15 protein-coding genes and 1 pseudogene are annotated in these 17,259 nt (G+C 52.9%); 6 read left to right on the top strand and 10 right to left on the bottom strand.

The window, feature by feature from the left end; genetic code table 11:
* Positions 1 to 18: 18 nt before the first annotated feature.
* The 5 genes from J4685_RS04540 to pmbA all read right to left on the bottom strand — a co-directional run bounded on the left by J4685_RS04540 (position 19) and on the right by pmbA (position 3,146).
* Positions 19 to 321 (bottom strand): DUF4312 family protein, encoded by a 303-nt coding sequence (locus J4685_RS04540; RefSeq protein ID WP_000975187.1) that lies wholly within the window; start codon positions 319 to 321, stop codon positions 19 to 21.
* A complete protein-coding gene (locus J4685_RS04535; RefSeq protein ID WP_000435389.1) occupies positions 321 to 683 on the bottom strand; it encodes an SFCGS family glycine-rich protein in 363 nt (120 codons plus the stop codon). The genes J4685_RS04540 and J4685_RS04535 overlap by 1 nt, the downstream gene beginning before the upstream one ends.
* 10 nt (positions 684 to 693) lie before the next feature.
* The gene (locus J4685_RS04530) at positions 694 to 1,032 is read right to left on the bottom strand and encodes a glycine dehydrogenase (protein WP_001255103.1); all 339 of its coding nucleotides are present in this window, start codon (positions 1,030 to 1,032) and stop codon (positions 694 to 696) included.
* A 277-nt stretch (positions 1,033 to 1,309) separates the two neighbouring features.
* Entirely contained in the window at positions 1,310 to 1,696 is a 387-nt protein-coding gene (gene cybC / locus J4685_RS04525) for a cytochrome b562 (RefSeq protein WP_001232231.1), read from the bottom strand.
* 97 nt (positions 1,697 to 1,793) lie between these two features.
* Positions 1,794 to 3,146: a metalloprotease PmbA gene (gene pmbA / locus J4685_RS04520; RefSeq protein ID WP_000852994.1), complete on the bottom strand. Its 1,353-nt coding sequence runs from the start codon at positions 3,144 to 3,146 to the stop codon at positions 1,794 to 1,796.
* 95 nt (positions 3,147 to 3,241) lie between these two features.
* On the opposite strand from pmbA, the gene yjgA reads away from it, so the two are divergent.
* A complete protein-coding gene (gene yjgA, locus J4685_RS04515) occupies positions 3,242 to 3,793 on the top strand; it encodes a ribosome biogenesis factor YjgA (protein ID WP_000166291.1) in 552 nt (183 codons plus the stop codon).
* A 106-nt stretch (positions 3,794 to 3,899) separates the two neighbouring features.
* Here yjgA and J4685_RS04510 read toward each other — a convergent pair.
* Together J4685_RS04510 and mpl are read right to left on the bottom strand one after the other, a co-directional pair.
* Positions 3,900 to 4,250: pseudogene (locus J4685_RS04510) on the bottom strand (UDP-N-acetylmuramate:L-alanyl-gamma-D-glutamyl-meso-diaminopimelate ligase); the annotation flags it as partial.
* Positions 4,251 to 4,311: 61 nt separating this feature from the next.
* The gene (gene mpl, locus J4685_RS04505) at positions 4,312 to 5,703 is read right to left on the bottom strand and encodes a UDP-N-acetylmuramate:L-alanyl-gamma-D-glutamyl-meso-diaminopimelate ligase (RefSeq protein WP_001219824.1); all 1,392 of its coding nucleotides are present in this window, start codon (positions 5,701 to 5,703) and stop codon (positions 4,312 to 4,314) included.
* Positions 5,704 to 5,877: 174 nt separating this feature from the next.
* Between mpl and fbp the strand changes: the two genes are divergently transcribed.
* The 4 genes from fbp (at position 5,878) to J4685_RS04485 (ending at position 10,411) form a co-directional block, all read left to right on the top strand.
* Positions 5,878 to 6,876, top strand: coding sequence for a class 1 fructose-bisphosphatase (gene fbp, locus J4685_RS04500; protein ID WP_000853764.1), 999 nt, complete (start codon positions 5,878 to 5,880; stop codon positions 6,874 to 6,876).
* A 226-nt stretch (positions 6,877 to 7,102) separates the two neighbouring features.
* Positions 7,103 to 7,633: an inorganic diphosphatase gene (ppa, locus tag J4685_RS04495; protein WP_000055079.1), complete on the top strand. Its 531-nt coding sequence runs from the start codon at positions 7,103 to 7,105 to the stop codon at positions 7,631 to 7,633.
* Positions 7,634 to 8,042: 409 nt separating this feature from the next.
* Positions 8,043 to 9,206 (top strand): metallo-dependent hydrolase, encoded by a 1,164-nt coding sequence (locus J4685_RS04490; protein ID WP_000977193.1) that lies wholly within the window; start codon positions 8,043 to 8,045, stop codon positions 9,204 to 9,206.
* Positions 9,203 to 10,411, top strand: coding sequence for an MFS transporter (locus tag J4685_RS04485; protein WP_000203131.1), 1,209 nt, complete (start codon positions 9,203 to 9,205; stop codon positions 10,409 to 10,411). The genes J4685_RS04490 and J4685_RS04485 overlap by 4 nt, the downstream gene beginning before the upstream one ends.
* A gap of 53 nt (positions 10,412 to 10,464) precedes the next feature.
* Here J4685_RS04485 and J4685_RS04480 read toward each other — a convergent pair whose 3' ends face one another.
* Genes J4685_RS04480 through tamA form a run of 3 tightly spaced genes read right to left on the bottom strand, consistent with a single transcriptional unit; the run spans position 10,465 to position 16,321 of the window.
* Positions 10,465 to 10,809, bottom strand: a complete 345-nt coding sequence (locus J4685_RS04480; RefSeq protein WP_001219167.1) for a gamma-glutamylcyclotransferase — start codon at positions 10,807 to 10,809, stop codon at positions 10,465 to 10,467.
* A gap of 2 nt (positions 10,810 to 10,811) precedes the next feature.
* The gene (tamB, locus tag J4685_RS04475) at positions 10,812 to 14,591 is read right to left on the bottom strand and encodes an autotransporter assembly complex protein TamB (protein WP_000060832.1); all 3,780 of its coding nucleotides are present in this window, start codon (positions 14,589 to 14,591) and stop codon (positions 10,812 to 10,814) included.
* Positions 14,588 to 16,321: an autotransporter assembly complex protein TamA gene (gene tamA / locus J4685_RS04470; RefSeq protein WP_001120232.1), complete on the bottom strand. Its 1,734-nt coding sequence runs from the start codon at positions 16,319 to 16,321 to the stop codon at positions 14,588 to 14,590. Before tamA ends, tamB begins: the two co-directional genes overlap by 4 nt.
* 212 nt (positions 16,322 to 16,533) lie before the next feature.
* Between tamA and msrA the strand changes: the two genes are divergently transcribed.
* A complete protein-coding gene (gene msrA / locus J4685_RS04465; RefSeq protein WP_000051467.1) occupies positions 16,534 to 17,172 on the top strand; it encodes a peptide-methionine (S)-S-oxide reductase MsrA in 639 nt (212 codons plus the stop codon).
* Positions 17,173 to 17,259 lie beyond the last annotated feature (87 nt).

Genomic DNA, 17,259 nt, shown 5'->3' with positions numbered 1-17,259 from the left:
ATGCCTTTTTAATAAAAATCAGCGTTTCGCGACGAAATCCACCCTGTCGAGATTGATGGCGGTCACGTTGACGGTCACATCCAGCTCCACGCTGTAAGTGCGTCGTTCCCGGCGCAAAAAGAAAAACAGAAAGGCCTCTTTACGCACCGACTCATGCGCCTGAACAATCCGCACATCCTGTGGCTCAATACGCAGTAAGATATACGGCGACTCTCTCATCACCGCCGACTGAACATGGTTCAGCGCATCGGCAAAGGCGCGTGCTTTGGCGTCGCCCTTGCCTTTTACTCTCACCGTGGTGGTGAATTGCTCTTTCATCATCAGGCGCCGTATTTCTTTTGCCACGCCTGCACCAGGCGCTCGCCGAGCTCTTCTTTATCCATAAAGCCGAAACCCAACACGTTGCAGCCTTCATTGATAGCGGTGACGCCTTCATCCACTGACCGCATTCCATATTTGGCTTTGTAGCCATGCTTGTTTTGCGCGGTGATAGCGCCCGCGCCGCCGCTGCCGCAAAATGAAATGCCGAAAGTGGCGTTTTCCGCTTTCATCACATCGCCCAGCTTCATGTCTGCCGCGACGCCCGGTACGACGACCGCGCGACCGCCCGCTTTTTCCACGCCTGCCGCCACTTTCTGGCCTTTACCCAGGCGATCGCCAATCACGACGGTAATCTGTTCCATTTTTTGCTCCTTAGAGGTTGTCTTTCGCGACTTCAAAATGTACCGATAATAGCCAGGCTTCTTCGTCAGGAAGGTTGCCAAACGCCGCCACGATTTCGCGGGCGAGCGCCATTGATTCGGCTGAGATTTCATCAAACAAGCTGGCATCGACTTCCGGTAAAGGCTCGCCGGTAATTGACCGGTGCGCCATCGCGCGAACGTGCGAGGTCAGCATTTGCGTCTGTACCGCATTGGGGACAATGTGATGTCGCCCCAGCAGGCCATCCACCTGCGTTAACACCTGTTCAGCCAGTTCGTTAATTCGCTCACCGGCATCGTGTTTTACTGCTCCGTTATCCACGCGTCTCACCCCATTAATGGCAATGAGATAAAACTAGCGGTAAGGGTTAAAAGTTTGTAGCGAGTTATTTTCCACCTCGAAGTGGAAACGCGAGTGGGATAGGTGATCTGCGCCACAGAAAAAGCGGCATTGATGAATTATCGCCGGGAAAGTGTGAGATCTATCGCGGCATAAAGAGGAAATGGCGAAACAATGACGTTGTCGTATAAAGTGAGAAAGTGTGATGGGTATTACATTTTGCCGGATGGCGACCTGCGGATAAAGCGAAGCCGCCATCCCACAAAAATTAACGATACTTCTTATGATACGTATTGCGGGTGGTTTTTAGCGCTTCCGCCGCCGCTTTCGCTTCTTTAACGTTACCTTCGTTCGCCAGCTTCAGCGCGCCATCAATTTGGCCGACCAGAATGTCAAAACCGTGACGAAAATCCTTCATTTCCGGGCTATCCGGCGCTTTATCTTCCAGCTTTGGCGGCGTAGCTTTTTGAGCATCCAGCGCGGCCGCGCGCATTTTAGTTAATGCCGCTTTCAGCTCAGGGGCACTATCCGTTTTCTCAACAACTTTCAGGTTATCATTGAGAATATCCATATTATCTTCAAGATCGGCAGCAAAAACAGCCGAACCGAATACCAGCGATGACACAGCAAGAATAGCTAACAGGCTTTTACGCATTGCTCACTTCCTTTTTATTATTAACGATAAGTGTAATACTCTGAATAATTCGAGTTGCAGGCAGCCAACGCGCCTGCAGCCTGAAGTATGACGGGTATTATTGTCCGGCGATTTTCATCTCCGGTAACAATACCGAACCACATTGTATATTACTGCGCGTTTCAATATCATCGCCTACGGTGACAATATTACGCCACATCTCTTTTAAATTACCGGCAATGGTAATTTCACTTACCGGGTACTGGATTTCACCATTTTCAACCCAGAATCCCGCAGCGCCGCGGGAGTAGTCGCCGGTAATACCGCTGACGCCCTGGCCCATCAGTTCCGTCACCACCAGGCCGGTGCCCATCTCTTTCAGTAACTGCTCAAAGTTCAGCCCCTGCCCGGCGATACGCCAGTTATGAATGCCGCCAGCATGACCGGTACTTTTCAGCCCCAGTTTGCGGGCGGAATAGTTGGTCAGCAACCATTGCGTCAGTACGCCATCCTTCACAATGTCCCGGCGCTCCGTACGCACGCCTTCGCTGTCGAACGGTGAAGACGCCAGCCCTTTTAGCAGATGCGGGTGTTCTTCGATGGTTAACCATTCCGGCAGAATTTGTTTGCCCAGCGAGTCGAGCAGAAAAGTGGATTTACGGTATACCGCGCCGCCGGCAATCGCCCCGACCAGATGACCAAATAGCCCTGTCGCCACTTCATTGGCGAAAATGACCGGCGCTTTCATGGTGGAGAGCTTGCGCGGCGACAGGCGGGATAAGGTACGGCGCGCGCACTCGGCCCCGACCCATTCCGGCGCTTGCAGATCCGCCATTGCCCGGCCGATGGTGTAAGCGTAATCACGCTCCATATCGCCGTTCTCTTCGGCGATGACGCAGCTTGAGAGCGAATGGCGCGTGGAGCAATATCCCTGCAACATACCGTGGCTGTTGCCGAACACTTTAATGCCGTAATGGCTGTTAAAGCTACCGCCTTCGGTATTGGTGATGCGTTTATCCGCCTTTAGAGAAGCCTGTTCCGCACGCGCGGCCAGTTCAATGGCTTCGTCTGGCGTAACCTCTGCCGGGTGGAACAAATCCAGATCCGGCGCGTCAAACGCCAGCAGTTCTTTGTCCGCCACGCCTGCGCACGGGTCCGGCGACGTGTAACGCGCGATATCCAGCGCGGCCTGCACGGTACGGGCAATCGCCTGCGGGCTTAAATCCGTCGAAGAGGCGCTGCCTTTGCGGTTCTGGTGATACACCGTAATGCCCAGCGCGCCGTCGCTATTAAATTCGACATTCTCTACTTCACCATAACGGGTGCTGACGCTAATGCCGGTGGTCTTGCTGACGGCGACTTCCGCCCCATCCGATTTGCCTGAGGCTAACTCCAGCGCTGTCGAAACTGCTTCTTCCAGAATCTTACGCTGCGCTTCAACTTGTGAGATTACTTTCATTGCAAATGCCATAATGTAGAGAGAGTTTCTCTGAAGTCTAACAGAGAACCGTTTTTCAGTGCGCATCTTAACTGGTAACATTAGCCTCTTTTTTTAAGGAGCCTGACATGACAAAGCAGCCCGAAGACTGGCTCGACGACGTTCCCGGTGATGACATAGAAGACGAAGACGATGAAATTATCTGGGTCAGTAAAAGTGAAATTAAACGCGATGCCGAGGAATTAAAACGCCTGGGCGCGGAACTGGTGGATCTGGGGAAAAACGCGCTGGATAAGATCCCGCTGGACACCGATCTGCGCGACGCCATTGAACTGGCCCAGCGTATCAAAATGGAAGGACGCCGCCGCCAGTTGCAGCTTATCGGAAAAATGCTGCGCCAACGCGACGTTGAACCTATTCGCCAGGCGCTGGACAAGCTGAAAAACCGCCATAATCAGCAGGTGGTGCTGTTTCACAAGCTTGAGCATCTGCGCGATCGTCTGATCGTCGAAGGCGATGACGCGGTAGCCGAAGTACTGACCCTGTGGCCGCACGCCGATCGTCAACAGCTTCGTTCATTGATCCGCAATGCGAAGAAAGAGAAAGAAGGCAACAAACCGCCGAAATCAGCGCGTCAGATCTTCCAGTATCTGCGCGAGCTGGCGGAAAACGAAGGGTAATTTTACATGTTGATAGCGTCTGCCGGATGGCGGCGCTAACGCCTTATCCGGCCTACGGGAATGTACGTATTGTAGGCCCGGTAAGCGCAGCGCCACCGGGCATTTTTTACCCCACAACCAGTGCTTTTTTCGCCAGCCCATCCAGCAATTTCTGATGGATGCCGCCGAAACCGCCGTTGCTCATCACCAGGATGTGATCGCCAGGCTGTGCGGTTTTCACCACCATATCCGCCAGCGTATCGACATCTCCACTCCAGTGAGCAGGCTGTACGCAGGCGTCCGCCACTTCTGAAACCTGCCACGGAATATGCGGCGGCTGCAGCAGGAACACTTCATCCGCACGCCCTAACGACGGCGCCAGGTCATCCTTGCATAACCCCATCTTCATCGTGTTAGAACGCGGCTCCAGTACCGCGATAATGCGCGCGGTGCCGCCCACTTTACCGCGCAGCGCCGCATCCGGCCTACGGGAATGTACGTATTGTAGGCCCGGTAAGCGCAGCGCCACCGGGCATTTTTTACCCCACAACCAGTGCTTTTTTCGCCAGCCCATCCAGCAATTTCTGATGGATGCCGCCGAAACCGCCGTTGCTCATCACCAGGATGTGATCGCCAGGCTGTGCGGTTTTCACCACCATATCCGCCAGCGTATCGACATCTCCACTCCAGTGAGCAGGCTGTACGCAGGCGTCCGCCACTTCTGAAACCTGCCACGGAATATGCGGCGGCTGCAGCAGGAACACTTCATCCGCACGCCCTAACGACGGCGCCAGGTCATCCTTGCATAACCCCATCTTCATCGTGTTAGAACGCGGCTCCAGTACCGCGATAATGCGCGCGGTGCCGCCCACTTTACCGCGCAGCGCCGCCAGCGTGGCCAGAATTGCCGTAGGATGGTGAGCAAAATCGTCATACACCGTCACGCCGTTCGCTTCACCGCGTAGCTCCAGACGGCGGCGGGCGTTAATAAATGACCCCAGCGCGCTGGCTGCTTCTGCGGGCGCGACGCCCACGTGGCGCGCGGCGGCAATCGCCATCAGACCGTTGTGCATGTTATGTTCGCCGACCAGGCCCCATTTCACATCGCCGACTTTTTCGCCGTCCAGCCACACTTCCCACTCGGAAGCATCCGTAGTCAGCTTCTTCGCCTGCCAGTGTCCCTGCTCGCCCACCAGCTCCTGCTCGCCCACCAGCTCCTGCTCGCTCCAGCAGCCCAGCGCCATGGTCTGTTTCAGGTTGATGTCGTTTTCCGGCCAGATGATGCGCCCCTGCCCCGGCACGATGCGCACCAGGTGGTGGAACTGCTTCTGGATCGCTTTCAGATCGTCGAAGATGTCGGCATGATCAAACTCAAGGTTGTTGAGGATCAGCGTCCGCGGGCAGTAATGCACAAATTTAGAACGTTTATCAAAGAACGCGCAGTCGTACTCATCCGCTTCGATAACAAAGAATGGGCTCTCGCCCAGGCGTGCGGAAACCTCAAAATTGCCCGGTACGCCGCCGATCACGAAGCCCGGTTTGTACCCGCACGCTTCCAGTATCCAGGTCGCCATGCCTGCGGTCGTGGTTTTACCGTGGGTACCGGCGACCGCCAGTACCCAGCGGTCGCGCAACACAAAGTCATGCAGCCACTGTGGACCAGACATAAAGGGAATGTTTTTTTCCAGCACCGCTTCCACGCACGGATTCCCGCGCGTCATCGCATTGCCGATAATCACCAGATCCGGCTGCGGATCGAGCTGGCTGGCGTCATAACCCTGGATCAGATCAATGCCTTGCTTCTCAAGTAAGGTACTCATCGGCGGATACACATTGGCGTCCGAACCCGTTACTTCATGACCAAGCGAGCGAGCCAGCATCGCCAGCCCCCCCATGAAAGTGCCACAAATTCCCAAAATATGAATGCGCATACGTCACTATCCTTTTTTTATCTGCGAGCCATTTTACGCACATGTCTGGCAAGTGAGAAACGCATTTCAGGTAAATCTGTACTTTGCTGGCGCGATTCACCTGAGCGCATCATCTGAAATGTTTGTTAAGATTGTTACGGTCGCTTTACTCCAATCAATTGCAGGGAAAGTGTTATGAAAACGTTAGGTGAATTTATTGTCGAAAAGCAGCACGAGTTCTCTCAGGCTACCGGTGAGCTCACTGCTTTGCTGTCGGCAATAAAATTGGGCGCCAAGATCATCCACCGCGATATCAACAAGGCCGGTCTGGTCGATATCCTGGGTGCCAGCGGTGCTGAGAACGTACAGGGCGAGGTTCAGCAGAAACTCGATCTGTTCGCGAACGAGAAACTGAAAGCTGCACTAAAAGCGCGCGATATTGTAGCGGGCATCGCATCGGAAGAAGAGGACGAAATTGTCGTCTTTGAAGGCTGCGAACACGCGAAATATGTGGTGCTGATGGACCCTCTGGATGGCTCTTCTAACATCGACGTTAACGTCTCTGTCGGTACGATTTTCTCGATTTATCGCCGCGTGACGCCCGTCGGCACGCCGGTCACCGAAGAAGATTTCCTGCAACCCGGCAACAAACAGGTCGCTGCGGGATATGTCGTGTATGGCTCGTCCACCATGCTGGTTTACACCACCGGCTGCGGCGTACACGCTTTCACCTACGATCCGTCGTTGGGCGTGTTCTGTCTGTGCCAGGAACGTATGCGTTTCCCGGAAAAGGGTAAAACCTACTCCATTAACGAAGGCAACTACATTAAGTTCCCGAATGGCGTGAAGAAGTACATCAAATTCTGCCAGGAAGAGGATAGTTCAACAAGTCGCCCTTATACCTCACGTTACATTGGCTCTCTGGTGGCCGATTTCCACCGCAACCTGCTGAAAGGCGGCATCTATCTCTACCCCAGCACCGCCAGCCATCCGCAGGGGAAACTGCGTCTGCTGTATGAATGCAACCCGATGGCGTTCCTCGCGGAACAGGCCGGTGGCAAAGCAAGCGATGGTAAAGAACGTATTCTGGATATCATTCCGGAAAGCCTGCACCAGCGCCGCTCGTTCTTCGTCGGCAACCGCCATATGGTTGACGATGTGGAACGCTTTATCCGCGAATACCCGGACGCGTAATCTTTACCACCATGCGGAATAACGCATGAAGCCGCCATTGGGCAATAAGATGTCCGATGGCGGCGTTGCCTTATCAGGCCCGTGATTTTTTCGGTTCTTAACCTTTGTCGTTTATGCTCCGCAACGACGCGCCAGATGAGGCGGAAACGAAAACAAGCGAAGACTTTCGGCGTGAGTTGGCTATAATACTCGCCACTTGTTTGTCATAAATTCAAAGGAAACAGACATGAGCTTACTCAACGTCCCGGCGGGTAAAGAACTGCCGGAAGATATCTACGTCGTTATCGAGATCCCGGCTAACGCAGATCCGATCAAATACGAAGTTGACAAAGAGAGCGGCGCGCTGTTCGTTGACCGCTTCATGTCCACCGCGATGTTCTATCCGTGCAACTACGGTTACATCAACCATACCCTGTCTCTGGACGGCGACCCGGTAGACGTTCTGGTCCCGACGCCGTACCCGCTGCAGCCAGGCGCCGTCATCCGTTGCCGTCCGGTTGGCGTACTGAAAATGACCGACGAATCCGGTGAAGATGCGAAACTGGTTGCCGTACCGCACACCAAACTGAGCAAAGAGTACGATCACATTAAAGATGTGAACGATCTGCCGGAACTGCTGAAAGCGCAGATCACTCATTTCTTCGAGCATTATAAAGATCTCGAAAAAGGCAAATGGGTGAAAGTTGACGGTTGGGACAACGCCGAAGCGGCTAAAGCGGAAATCGTTGCCTCTTTCGAGCGCGCAGCGAAGAAATAAGTTCGCTTTTACATAATCGTCAAGATAAAGGCTCTCATAGTAATGAGGGCCTTTTTATTGGCTAATGAATAGAACACAATTTTTATCATTATTAGTTTAACATTCACAGAATGAATAAGACTTTACCTTATTTTTTATTAAAAAGGGTTGAATACGCTCACGTTTTCTCTAAAAAGCTTAAGATAATAATTGTTTTGTGAATGCCCCCAGACTCCCATGGACTTACGCCCTAAATATTAGCAAGCGCTAAATTCTTATTTAGTGCATAAGCCCGATTACCTTTTTAATAAGGTATCCTAAGCTCTCCCTACCAATAACTGTATTTTCAATCCAACATAACATCCGCTCAAAACACACTTTTTAATATATTTTCAAGGGCTGCCATAATTATTTACTATTTTAAGAGATTATGATGAAAAATGATATATTAATTACCGGTGGACATATCATCGATCCCGCTCGTAATATTAATGAGATTAACAAGTTACGCATCATTAACGATATTATCGTTGATGCCGATAAATATCCTGTAACTTCGGAGACCCGGATTATCCATGCCGACGGCATGATCGTCACTCCCGGTCTTATCGATTATCACGCGCATGTTTTTTATGATGCGACGGAAGGCGGCGTCAGGCCTGATATGTACATGCCGCCGAATGGCGTCACCACCGTCGTGGATGCAGGTTCTGCCGGTACGGCAAACTTTGATGCCTTCTACCGAACGGTGATTTGCGCCAGCAAAGTTCGAATCAAAGCGTTTCTGACCGTGTCGCCGCCGGGCCAAATCTGGTCACAAGAAAATTATGATCCTGACAATATTGATGAAAATAAGATCCACGCGCTGTTTCGCCAGTATCGCAACGTTCTTCAGGGATTAAAACTCAAGGTTCAGACTGAGGACATTGCTGAATATGGCTTAAAACCGCTGACTGAATCCCTTCGTATTGCCAACGATTTAAGGTGCCCCGTAGCAATACACTCGACTCATCCCGTCGTTCCCATGAAAGAACTTGTCTCCTTGCTACGCCGCGGCGATATTATCGCTCATGCGTTTCACGGCAAAGGTAGCACCATTCTTACTGATGAAGGCGCGGTCTTAGCCGAAGTCCGTCATGCAAGAGAACGAGGCGTTATATTTGATGCCGCCAATGGTCGCAGCCATTTTTCAATGAACACGGCACGCCGGGCCATCGCCAATGGCTTTCTTCCGGATATCATCAGTAGCGATCTCTCAACCATCACTAAACTCGCCTGGCCTGTTTACGCCTTACCATGGATTTTATCGAAATATTTAGCACTCGGCGTCACGCTTGCCGATGTCATTAACGCCTGTACCCATACCCCAGCAGTTTTAATGGGTATGGCAGCAGAAATTGGTACGCTGGCCCCTGGGGCATTTGCCGATATCGCCATCTTTAAATTAAAAAACAGGCATGTTGAATTTGCCGATATTCATGGTGAAACGCTCACGGGGACGCATGTGCTGGTACCACAAATGACCATAAAATCCGGTGAAATATTATTTCGTCAAATTGATTTTGGCACGCGGCCAAACGGAGTTGAAAAATGACCTCAATGCAAAAATGGCTACGGATCGGCGCGACATTAATGTTCGGCCTTTTTGTTGCTTATCTTGACCGTTCTAATCTTTCCGTTACGTTACCTACGATTACACACGACCTGAATATTGATGGCGCAACAGCCAGCATTGTATTAACCATATTTCTTATTGGCTATGCCTTTTCAAATATTTTTGGCGGCGTATTTACCCAGCGATACGATCCGAAAAAAATAGTCATTCTGATGGTGCTAATCTGGTCGATTGCGACCGTTTTTGTCGGATTTACCTCGTCAGTGTACGTTATTTTGATTTGTCGGCTGGTGCTTGGCATTACCGAAGGCATTTATTGGCCGCAGCAGTCCCGCTTCGCCAGCGACTGGTTTTCAGACAAAGAACGGACGCAGGCGAACAGCATTATCCAGTATTATGGACAGTTCCTGGCATTAGGCCTGGGATTTATGATTTTGTCCCCGCTGGATGCTGCCTTCGGTTGGCGAAATGTTTTTATTATCACTGGTGTGATCGGCATTGTTGTTGTGGTTCCACTTTATATAACAATGCTGAAAAAACAGGAAGAAGCGCCTTATTATCGTGCGCCGGCGCCAACAGAGAAAACTAAACTTACTCTGGAATCGCTGGGCGGAACTCCCTTCCTACTCCTTATTTTTACCTACATCACTCAAGGGATGTTGTTCTGGGGAATTACGTTATGGATCCCCATGGTTGTCAATTCTCTCGGCTATACCGGATTCAGTAAAGCATTGGTCAGTTCTCTGCCTTATCTGACTGCGGTTATACTGGCAATCCCCATCTCATGGATCAGTGATAAGACACAAAAACGTGTACTTATTGCTTCATTGGGCCTACTAATCCCCGGCGTGATGTTATTTCTCCTGCCATTTGTCGATGCGCCGGGCTTTAAAATCACGCTCATTACCCTGGCGATGGGTTATTATGCCGCCAGCTTTACCCCCAATATCTGGTCGATTATCCAGTCGAACGTTAAACCCCATGCGATTGGCCCAGCCTCCGGTATTATTAATGGCATCGGCGCCGGCGGCGGCGGTACGTTGGCAGGCCTAATGGTCGGCTATTTTTACCGGACAACCGGCAGCTATATGCAGGGATTTATGGTTCTCGGATGCATTGTTATCCTGGGCGGCGCGTCATTATTGATCTACGGCAGAATAAGAGCTCACCATGCCCGGCGTTAACGCCATCAGCCAGAATGTAAAAAACAACGCCACCCGAGGGTGGCGTGTTCAGTTCAGGGCTGGTTTCTGTCTAACCAGTCACCGCTTTCAATCAGAGTTAACCCATCAACAGGACGTTGATATACATACATCCATGCGCTGCCGTAAGGCGTCTGGATTAACTGGCGTGCGTATTCACCGCCCCTGGTGCGCAAAGCATCAAGTTCGGCCAGCGTGGCGTTATCAATTCGATAAACTTCACCGTATACCGCTCCGTTTCCCGGAACTGCGCCTGGATAGTGGCCCAGACTATACAACTGGTAGTTATCGATACGGTAATCGCCAAGCAATTGGGCATTGGTCATCCAGTGACTGTTGCCTTGTTTCTGTCGTAAACTGCCATAGACAAATATTCGCATTGCTAAAACTCAAACTGATAGAGCAAATCAAGTGCCTGATCTACGCCAGACACTGCTTCCAGATATAGCTTAGGCATCAGGCGATAACGTAACGTGAGCGTCGCCAGAGAGTCAAATATCCCTACACCATACTTCACCTGTAGACCCGGCAGTACATAGCCGCTGACCACAACCTGGGACGAATCGCCCACCCCTTGCGTGTCCAGCGCCAGATTACTTACACCGAATGTCTCTCCGATTTTACCCACAACCTGACCACTTTGCGCAACCCCCAGGCCAATAAGCATGGAAGTCATTGCTGCGCTATCACTCTGATTGCTGTCCAACCCCTGCCCACGCAGCAGATAAGAAAGCGCTTCAGCCTGCGGCATCGCCGGATCGGAGAAGATTTCCGCTTTGGGTTCATCAGCTGTGCCTGTGACGCGCACGCCCGCAATGACATCGTCTTCGGTGGCGTCAGGGTTACGGATCGCTTCGATATTGAGCAGCGGCTGATCCGGCGGGCCGGAGAACAGCAGCTCGCCTTTACGAACAAGCAGGTCCTGGCCGTAGGCGCGGAATCGGCCGTCAGGAATATTGATTTGACCATTTAGCCCCAGCCCCTGCTTATCCTGCGCGACTTTCAAATCGCCGGTCAAACGCGCTTTAAGCCCGAAGGCGTCGATACGCACGTTGTTGCCGACGTGAACCGTCAGATTACTGTTGATGGGAATAGACGCGGTCTGCGGCGTTTCTGGTTGCAGGTCATTATTGAGCATAACCACATCGCTGGAGACGCCAACCGCACTCTCTGGCAGGTCGTGCACCACAATTCGCGCCCACGGAACGTCCACACGCCCATCCAACGTGAACAGCGAAGGCGTCGCGTCAAAGACCACATCCGGCGAGACATCCAGGCGCACCATCGGCGGAACGGTAATCCGCACCCGGCTGCCTTTCGCCGTCACCCGCGCGCGCCAGTTGTCAATCTGGCTCCAGTCGGCGTTACCGTTCAGGTTAATTTGCCCTTGTTGTGTTCGCACGATACCGGCGAGCGTCGAACGCGTACCGCTAAAGTTCATGGTGAGCTGGCTCGGCTGCATCTCAAACGGCATAAAATTACCGTCAATATCCAGCGCGCTAAGCTGCAACTGACCAAACAACTGCGGGCTTTGTACATCGCCGCCCAGGCGTAGTCTGGCGTTTAACATTCCCGCCGCTTTTTCGCCGCGCGAAAAGACAGGGTTGACCATCGCCAGATTGAGATTGCGCATGTTGACGTTACCGCCGAGATTGCGCCGCCCCTGAGGATCGGTTACCTGCACCTGGCCATCGAATTGACCATTGTTCGTCAGGCGAATCAGCCATCCCAGCTCGGCGCGATTATTGTGCAGATCGGCGCTGAGGTTCAGCGTCTCAAACGCGACCGGTAACGGCGCGTCATTGACGGTCTGCGTGACCTTCACATTACGACCGGAAAGCGTGACCTTCCCCTGCGGCAATCCCTCCTGGGTGGTGTCCCACGACACGTCCGCTTTCCCGCTAAAGATCCCGCTGGCCTGAGTGGTATCAGGCATAAATGGCTTCAGCATCGCCAGATCAAAGCGGTTGAGATTGACCACCGCCCGTCCTGCGGCGCCCGCATCAATGGTTTGCGGTACGCACAGCTCGGCGTTCGGGTTCAGCCAACAATGCGGCCCGATACTGATTTTCTGTTCTTTATTACGGTAGTCCAGCGCAATCGCGCGGGTCAACGACCATGGCCCCACTGGCGTCTGGAAACGGGTGTCGCTTAACGTCCCTTTCCAGCGCGCCGCCTCGCGATCAAAACTGCCTGTCAGGGAGAGTTGACCGGATACCGGTTCTCCCTGAACACGGAGCTGTAGCTGATGCTGCTTCTCGCTGCCTTTGGCGTCAAGCGTCACCAGATTGATGTTAACGTCGGGCTGCGAAATCCGCTCTACGCGAACGTTGAGATGGCCCGCTATCTGATCGGTGGATTTAATATCGCCCTCAATGCGCGCCTGGGCGACAGACAGCTCCTGCCAGCGCAAGCCGCGGGCGGTGATATCCGCCAACAACTGCGGCGCTTCTACCGTACCGCGGACTTTAACGATTCCTTTTGCCATGCCGCCCAGCCCTGGCAGCGCATTATCCAGCCCTGGCGCATCGATGGCGGCGTCAAGATTCAGCTCCTTAACGCCAAGCTCGCCTTTTATATCGGCGCTGTTTGGGCCCAGCGCAAGGTGCAGCCCCGGGATCGTCCACTGCATGTAGCTGTTGCCCTTTAGCGTCCCGTTGACGTTAACGCTGTTCTGCTTCACATTGCCGGTCAGCTTGAGTTCCGGGACATCCATCTGCCAGGTGCCGCCGTAGAGGCTGCCTTTGGTTTTCATGACGCCGTTAAGCTTCGCGGGCCAGTCCGGGATCTCTTTAGCGGTATTGATGCCATTCATCGTCAGTTCGCTACGCCAGCTAATCGCCTGCTGCCAGTCCACCAGCGCTTTCAGTTCGGTTTTTCCCTCCAGAGCGGCGACGGTGAGTTTATCGAGATTAATCTGCCGCTCATTCCCTTTAGCATCCAGCGTAATGGTCGCCGGCGGAATATCTTGTCCTTTCACGGCGGTTCGCATCGACAACGTATAGTCGGTCATCTTACCGCTCAGTTTGAGCTTCAGATCGTCAGCCTGGAACTGGGTATCACCCGTCAATGGCCAGGCAATGCGTTGGCTGACGACTTCAAGATTGAGCGGTAAACCGGCCTCCGCCAGCCGCGTCTGGGCGCGAAGCGCGACATCCATCGGCCCGGAAAGGTTCACCCCGACCTCCAGTTGTTCGCGTAACGCGCCGCCGACCTTGAGTTTTATCTTTTCACCCTTTAGCGGATCGATATTCAGCGTACTGTTGAGCGTAATATCAACCGGCCAGTTATTGGCGAGCTGCGCCGTACCGGAGGCTTTCACCGTGCCCTGGTTGGCGTCGATATCCAGAGTATCCAGCTTCATATTACCGTCGATACTGCTGACTTTAAGCAGCATCGTGCGCACCGTCAGATCGGTATCGCCGGTGATGCGTAGCTGCTCGCCGCGAAATGACTCGATATTCAGATTGAGCGGCAGGTGAACATCGGTCATCTCCGGCATTACCGGTTTTGCAAACAGATCTTTTAGCGTTTCGCCAAGCGGCTTTTCATCCGGTTGAGGTTTCTCGATTTTGGGTTCAACCACCTCTTCCTGCGCCACCTCAGCGACCTTCGGCAGCGCGATCAGCAGTCCCTGAAGCCGCGTCGGTTTCAGGGTCAGGTTTTTCTCCTGCCATGCCAGCCCGGAGGTAAAATCCAACACCGAAACGGTAGTGTCATCAATCTTGATATTGATGTTATTCAACGCCACGCGCGACAGCGTGATGGGCCATGGGGTGGAGAGGTTCAGCGGTCCGCTTTCTTCCTCTTCTTGCGCCGGTTCGGAAGGCGGCATTTTTTTGCTGTCGATAGCGACATTGATGTCTTTTAGCGCCAGATCATTGACGCACAGGCTACTGCGCCACAGGCAATCAAGCCCGACGGCCAGATGAATTTCGCCCGCATTCACCGCAACGCCCGGCTGCTCATAGCGGATATTTTTTAACGATAAGTCCCGCCAGCCGCCGGTGACCTGCCCAATCTCCAGCCCCGGCACCCAGCGGTTCGCCGCACTGAATACCAGATGCAGCCCCGTCGTCGTCCCGACCAGAAACGCAACGCTCGCCAGTAACACCACAATGAAAATCAACACGCCGAGGCTTATTTTCTTCCATAAACTCATAATTCAGGCCCCAGACCGATATAAAACTGTAAACCGTGTTCGTCTTTGTCGCCGACCGGTACGGCAAAATCGAGTTTGACAGGCCCAACCGGCGACGCCCAGCGCACGCCGACCCCGGTCCCGGTTTTGAAATCGCTACGGCGAATATCACTAACCGCCTCGCCGCTATCGACAAACACCGCCCCCCACCATTTGCCGGTGACGTTATACTGGTACTCCAGCGATCCGGTTGCCAGTTTTGAGGCGCCTTTAAGATTGCCGTCGCTATCTTTAGGCGAAATAGATTTGTATTTATAGCCGCGAATACTGCGGTCGCCCCCGGCGAAGAAACGTAAATCCGGCGGAACTTTGTCGAAATCACCGGTTTCTATCCAGCCCAAATTGGCGCGCATCACAAAACGGTGGCGATCGTACAAAGTCCGAATCCAGACGTTTTGCGCCTGCAGTACGGAGAAATCCACGTCGGAGCCCCAGGCCGTATTCGAATAGTCTACCGAGTAGCGCTGCGAATCGCCCCAGGTTGGCATCAGTCCCCCTCGCGAGCGGGTTCGGCTGATCATCACGCCCGGGTAGAACAGCATGGTGGTATTGGTGACGTTCCCCTGGGTAAAGTGGTCGAAACTCCAGCGCAGGTTAATCGCCCGCTGCCAACCGCTGGAAAGGTCCCAGTAACGCGACACGGCAAGCGTGGTCGAGTCCTGCTCCGTATCATTCAAATCGGTACGTTTAAAACCGCCCTGTACCAGATAGTATTGCTCCAGCGGGTTTTTCAGCAGCGGCATTTTATAACTAAAATCCAGCACCTGTTCCGGCGCAGAAATACTGGTGCTGGTGGTCAGGCTATGACCGTAGGAGTTCATCCACGGTTTTTTCCACGACGCTTTCACGCGCGGCCCGACGTCGGTGGAGTACCCCACCCCGGTTTCAATCGTGTTTTCGGTTCGCGGTGATACCACGCCTTTTAACGGCAGAATTTTTGTTTTACGCGATTTCTCCAATTCCGGCGCCACCACAACAGAATTAAACCATCCGGTAGCGGAAAGCCGGCGGTTTAGTTCCGCCAAATCTTTCGATTCGTACTCATCACCCTCTTTAAACGGCAACAGATTTTGTAAATATTCATCACGAATCTGCGAACCTTCGAAGGTGACAGGCCCGAAGCGATAGCGCTCACCGCTATCATAATCAATATCCCAAAACGCCTGATGACGGCCCAGAGCAATTCCCAACTGACTTTTAATGAATTCGCTGTCGAAATAGCCTTTGCGTAGCGACACGCTGGTTAACGACTTTTTAAAATTGTCATAGTCCCCCTGGTTGAGCACCGTGCCGATTGCCGGACGCGTTTTCAGTAAGGCCAGATAATCTTTGTCCGTACGCGCGCCGCCGCGTAAAATGACTTCTGTACCGCCAATCAACACCGGCTGGCCGGGCGTAACCCTGGCGATTAATACCTGCCGTCCTTTCGCAGGCGGTGGAAGCAAGTCGAATTTGATAGTGGGTTCGTAATAGCCTAACGCTTTAAGCCCTTCGCGAATCGCATCATCAACTCGGGCGCGAAAGCGCCGATCCGGCGTCACCTCATCGCTCTGAATCGTAGAGAGCTGTGCGCGAACGTTTTTTTCCAGCTCTCCGGATAGCCCTTCGACTTTCAGACGAACATTTGCGGCTACCGCAGAACTGCTCAGGCACAGTAAGCTAACCCAACATAACTGACGGATATGTGGCACATTTTCTCCTGAATATCCCCTATTCCCACCCCTGGAAAAAATCACACTACCGCTCCGCGGCTTAACATAAAATCAACAATTTCGATTGAAAAGCAGACGACTGCCCAAATATTTCTTATGGTTAAATCCAGATACATTAATGTTGTTATTGTGTGCAAAGATGCGTCTCGTTACAACCTTAACGCCAATTAACGCTTTCGGGAGAATAGTTCATGAGTTTATTTGATAAAAAACATCTGGTTACTCAAGCAGATGCGTTACCAGGACGCAACACCCCGATGCCGATCGCCACTCTGCATGCGGTAAATGAACACTCTATGACCAATGTCCCTGCCGGGATGGAGATCGCCTACTTCGCGATGGGCTGTTTCTGGGGCGTAGAACGTTTATTCTGGCAATTGCCCGGCGTATATAGCACCGCAGCAGGGTATGCGGGCGGTTACACGCCTAATCCAACCTACCGGGAAGTCTGCTCCGGGCAGACCGGTCATGCCGAAGCGGTACGGATAGTGTACGATCCTGCCGTTATCCGTTATGAGCAGCTTTTACAGACCTTCTGGGAAAATCACGATCCGACGCAGGGGATGCAACAGGGTAACGATCACGGTACGCAATACCGTTCTGCGATTTATCCCTTAACGCCGGAACAGAATGCCGCCGCTCACGCCAGTCGCGAGCGCTTTCAGTCGGCAATGGCCGCCGCCGGAGACCATCGCCCTATTACCACGGAAATCGCCCATGCGACGCCGTTTTACTACGCCGAGGATGAACACCAACAGTATCTGCACAAAAATCCATACGGTTACTGCGGGATTGGCGGGATCGGCGTTTGCCTGCCGCCTGACGCGTGACGCGTGACGACGCAGGCGTAGGGGGAACTTGTCGGAGTTGAAAATGAACCCTCTGGCGACTTTACAGTAGCTTACGCTATACTAGCC

Source organism: Salmonella sp. 32100201201700099SM, from assembly GCF_017572645.1.
Lineage (GTDB): Bacteria > Pseudomonadota > Gammaproteobacteria > Enterobacterales > Enterobacteriaceae > Salmonella > Salmonella enterica.
Note: the sequence above shows the minus strand (reverse complement) of the source record. Positions and strands in the feature narration are given on the sequence as shown.

Bases quoted from the DNA above. Each gene is read 5' to 3' on its own strand.
- J4685_RS04485 (WP_000203131.1), top strand. From the start codon at position 9,203: ATGACCTCAATGCAAAAATGGCTACGGATCGGCGCGACATTAATGTTC.
- pmbA (WP_000852994.1), bottom strand. From the start codon at position 3,146: ATGGCATTTGCAATGAAAGTAATCTCACAAGTTGAAGCGCAGCGTAAG.
- J4685_RS04535 (WP_000435389.1), bottom strand. From the start codon at position 683: ATGGAACAGATTACCGTCGTGATTGGCGATCGCCTGGGTAAAGGCCAG.
- J4685_RS04490 (WP_000977193.1), top strand. From the start codon at position 8,043: ATGATGAAAAATGATATATTAATTACCGGTGGACATATCATCGATCCC.
- yjgA (WP_000166291.1), top strand. From the start codon at position 3,242: ATGACAAAGCAGCCCGAAGACTGGCTCGACGACGTTCCCGGTGATGAC.
- tamB (WP_000060832.1), bottom strand. From the start codon at position 14,591: ATGAGTTTATGGAAGAAAATAAGCCTCGGCGTGTTGATTTTCATTGTG.
- J4685_RS04540 (WP_000975187.1), bottom strand. From the start codon at position 321: ATGATGAAAGAGCAATTCACCACCACGGTGAGAGTAAAAGGCAAGGGC.
- fbp (WP_000853764.1), top strand. From the start codon at position 5,878: ATGAAAACGTTAGGTGAATTTATTGTCGAAAAGCAGCACGAGTTCTCT.
- J4685_RS04480 (WP_001219167.1), bottom strand. From the start codon at position 10,809: ATGCGAATATTTGTCTATGGCAGTTTACGACAGAAACAAGGCAACAGT.
- msrA (WP_000051467.1), top strand. From the start codon at position 16,534: ATGAGTTTATTTGATAAAAAACATCTGGTTACTCAAGCAGATGCGTTA.
- mpl (WP_001219824.1), bottom strand. From the start codon at position 5,703: ATGCGCATTCATATTTTGGGAATTTGTGGCACTTTCATGGGGGGGCTG.
- ppa (WP_000055079.1), top strand. From the start codon at position 7,103: ATGAGCTTACTCAACGTCCCGGCGGGTAAAGAACTGCCGGAAGATATC.
- cybC (WP_001232231.1), bottom strand. From the start codon at position 1,696: ATGCGTAAAAGCCTGTTAGCTATTCTTGCTGTGTCATCGCTGGTATTC.